The 3,154-nt window shown below is 37.3% G+C and carries 2 protein-coding genes and 2 pseudogenes; all 4 read right to left on the bottom strand.

Going from position 1 to position 3,154, the window contains the following annotated elements:
• Nucleotides 1-298 precede the first annotated feature (298 nt).
• The 4 genes and pseudogenes from FTV18_RS15485 to FTV18_RS15470 all read right to left on the bottom strand — a co-directional run bounded on the left by FTV18_RS15485 (nucleotide 299) and on the right by FTV18_RS15470 (nucleotide 3,091).
• A complete protein-coding gene (locus FTV18_RS15485) occupies nucleotides 299-970 on the bottom strand; it encodes a DUF4145 domain-containing protein (RefSeq protein WP_179989177.1) in 672 nt (223 codons plus the stop codon).
• Nucleotides 971-1,143: 173 nt separating this feature from the next.
• A pseudogene (locus FTV18_RS15480) lies at nucleotides 1,144-1,548 on the bottom strand (HlyD family efflux transporter periplasmic adaptor subunit); the annotation flags it as partial.
• Nucleotides 1,549-1,561: 13 nt separating this feature from the next.
• Nucleotides 1,562-2,582: pseudogene (gene istA, locus FTV18_RS15475) on the bottom strand (IS21 family transposase).
• 209 nt (nucleotides 2,583-2,791) lie between these two features.
• Complete coding sequence (locus FTV18_RS15470; RefSeq protein WP_179989178.1) at nucleotides 2,792-3,091, bottom strand: hypothetical protein; 300 nt, start codon at nucleotides 3,089-3,091, stop codon at nucleotides 2,792-2,794.
• Nucleotides 3,092-3,154 lie beyond the last annotated feature (63 nt).

The raw sequence follows: 3,154 nt of genomic DNA, 5'->3' as shown, positions 1-3,154 counted from the left end.
CTGTATTTCGTATAACATTGATTATGTTAAATAGGATATCTAAACACAGCACCCTACAATAATATCGTTGGTGCTGCACTTGACGGTTGCAATAATAAATTATCTTACCGTCAAGTGTATCCCAAGTAACATAACATAAGTTATGCGGAAATCAGACCGCTACTCGACTTGCGTATCAGTCAAACCTACGCAAGTCTGCGTGGCTATGATTTCAATATCTGGAAAATAGATACTCTATTAGTCTCAAATTTGGAACTAGAGTCCACCATTAGATAACGTGGACTCTTTTTTTGTTGTATTAAGAAGCATATTCAAGTAAGAATCTTTCAACATCTCGGATCATATTCTGTACATCGTTATCATTAAATTCCTCAATCTCCCCATGAGCAGCTTTATTTCTTATATGTGCCAAAGTTAAAACTTGCTTATGTTGAAGAGCACTATAGATATTAGCATTTTTTAATTCAGAATTAAGAGCATCAAGTTTTTTAGGTTTAGTAGTACCTTCTTGGCAAATATCAATTCCGTTATTTTTAGCTAATTCTTTAATTGCTGTTTCTAAAACTACACCAGCAGTGACAGCAGAAGCTACTTTATAACCTGAATCAAGGAAATGCTGTGCTTGATCCAACTCACTATCAAAAACCTCTGACTGAATTAGTTTTTTGATTGTGATTAGAAAACCATTTTTTAAATCATCTTCTGCCGCTCTTAAAATTGGAATCACGCGATTTAATATTGCTTTTCTTGTATCCCCCATTCCTGCTTTAAGATTTTTATCAAACTGAGACAAATAATGTGACTTTTCACCACAAGTAATGCTTAATATATTTTTAGATTTCATTTGCCATTCGATAAAAGCTGATTGTAATTCAGGATTATAACCAGATCCAGCGGCTTCACATTTTTGATAGATTGAATCACCTTCTTCTATTAGTGAAGAAAATCGATCTAGTATTTTTTGGGTCATATTTATTCTCAAGTATTAGGTCATTCTGAAGTCGCATAACTTCATTTTATGTTAAATAAGATATCTGAAGATAGCACCCTGCATCGAGCTATGCGGTATTGATAAATATTCAATAAAGTGGAACGTTTTTTTAAAGAACGTTCCACTCAAAGAGTGTGGGGTTCAGCGGACGCTTACCTTTCTCTTAAAGCCTCTTGCGCTTTATTAAATGGTTTTATTAGATAATCTAAGATCGTTTTCTCCCCTGTTTTAATATCGACTGTTGCAACCATGCCAGGAGTAATACTGAATTGTTTGCCTGCTTTATTCATCAATTTTCCTGAATCCGTTCGAATATACACTCGATAATAAAATTGATCTTGCTTAACTTCATCTCTCAAGGTGTCTGGAGAAATAATAGAAACTTTTCCTTTCAACCCACCATAAATAGAATAATCATACGCGGTGATCTTCACCAGTGCATCTTGCCCAGGATGAATAAAAGCAATATCTCGCGGTGAAATACGTGCCTCAACCAAAAGTTGTTCATCCAGCGGAACAATTGTCATCAACTTGCCATTTTGAGAAATCACTCCGCCAATTGCAGATTCATCAGGAAACTCCCAGCAACTGGTCATATACTGATAATGGATGCTGCAAACTCTCGTAGGGCATCACATGCGGTGCCGCTGTAACAGGCACAATGCTGGAAACCGTATTTGATTGCGGTAATGGCGCGAATCTTTGCTGCTCTTGCTGCAGTCGAACAGCTGGTTTTTCTTGCGTGGTTGCATGAATCCGCTGATTGGCGGTTTCATGCAACCACCGACCAATGTGGGCATTAGCAACATCAACATCCAACAATAAGCCTGAAGTCTTAAGGCTTGCTTTCAATTGCACAATAAAGCTTGATTTGAGATATCCATTAAAGCGTTCAACTTTGCCTTTGGTCTGTGCGCGGTAGGGTTTACATACGCGGGAGGCGAAAGCCATATTTCTTGGCACAATCGAGCAGTTTGGGGTTCCATTTGTGCTGCCCCTCCTGATAGGCATCCCGTTCAATCATGATCGTTTTAGCGTTATCAAACAGGATTTCCTGAGGTACGCCCCCAAAGAACTGAAATGCATTTTCCAGACCATCGATCCATGCATCCGTCCGTTCATGATCATAAAATTTCACGAAGGTTGCTCTGGAATAACCTAATGTGGCCACAAAGGCTTTCAAAGTCGTATGGTGACGTCGAATCGTGGTGAAATCAACCTGCATTTGTTGACCAGGTTGGGTTTCAAAACGAATGACGGGTTCTGATTTGGCAACGGGTTTTAATGTTGCAAGATATTCCCTCAATATCCTGATCTTTCCTGGATATCCAAACCCTAAAATCTGCTTATAGAGCACAACGGCAGGAATCCATTCAGGATGAGCTGCATTTACACGTTCAAGCAAATAGGGTTTATATGGATCAAGAATACTTATTCTAGGTTGTGTACGCCGATACTGAGGTGTGGTGTTTTGCCGTAAATATTTACGTACGGTATTCCTGGATACCCCAAGTTCACGACTAATGGCTTTAATGGATTTACCTTGTTGATGAAGAATTTGGATGGTCACTGCTTGCTCCAAAGTTAACATGTTGAGCAGTCCAAAAAGACCGCTATATTAACCAAGGGGGTCAGTTTTAAAATGCCGTTAGAGGGTTATTTTTACACTGCTGCTAACACTTGTTATATTTATGGGACAGCAGTGGCCTTAAGCTCCCATTTTTACTGTATTTTTTTGAAATTTCGTATAACCACCATTATGTTAAATGGTAGGGGATTCTAAGTACGAGATTAGAAAATTTAGTCTTTAAGAGGAGAAATTTGTTCTAGCTTATCTTCAGGATTATTTTCTCTAATATGTATAATTCGATCATAATTTTCTACTCCTCGTAAGTGAGGTGGTGCAAATGCTGGATACTTGTTGAAAAAGTGCATTTTAATATTTAGTGCATGGTCTAAAATAAAAGCGCATTCAATTCCATAGTACTTATCATTAATAAAAAAATTGTCTGTAGTTTCTATTAGTTCTTGGATAGCTAAATCCAATTTTTGAATTTTTTCATTAATATCTTTAGTTTTATCTTCTATCTTTTTGTCCATTGGTATCACCTATAGAATTAAGTTCCCCTAAAATTAACATAATACACCTTATACGAAATCGAA

The sequence above is a fragment of the Acinetobacter sp. YH12241 genome, from assembly GCF_013417535.1.
In the GTDB taxonomy this organism is placed as follows: Bacteria; Pseudomonadota; Gammaproteobacteria; order Pseudomonadales; family Moraxellaceae; genus Acinetobacter.
This window is presented reverse-complemented; position numbering and strand designations above follow the sequence as displayed.

Bases quoted from the DNA above. Each gene is read 5' to 3' on its own strand.
- FTV18_RS15470 (WP_179989178.1), bottom strand. From the start codon at position 3,091: ATGGACAAAAAGATAGAAGATAAAACTAAAGATATTAATGAAAAAATT.
- FTV18_RS15485 (WP_179989177.1), bottom strand. From the start codon at position 970: ATGACCCAAAAAATACTAGATCGATTTTCTTCACTAATAGAAGAAGGT.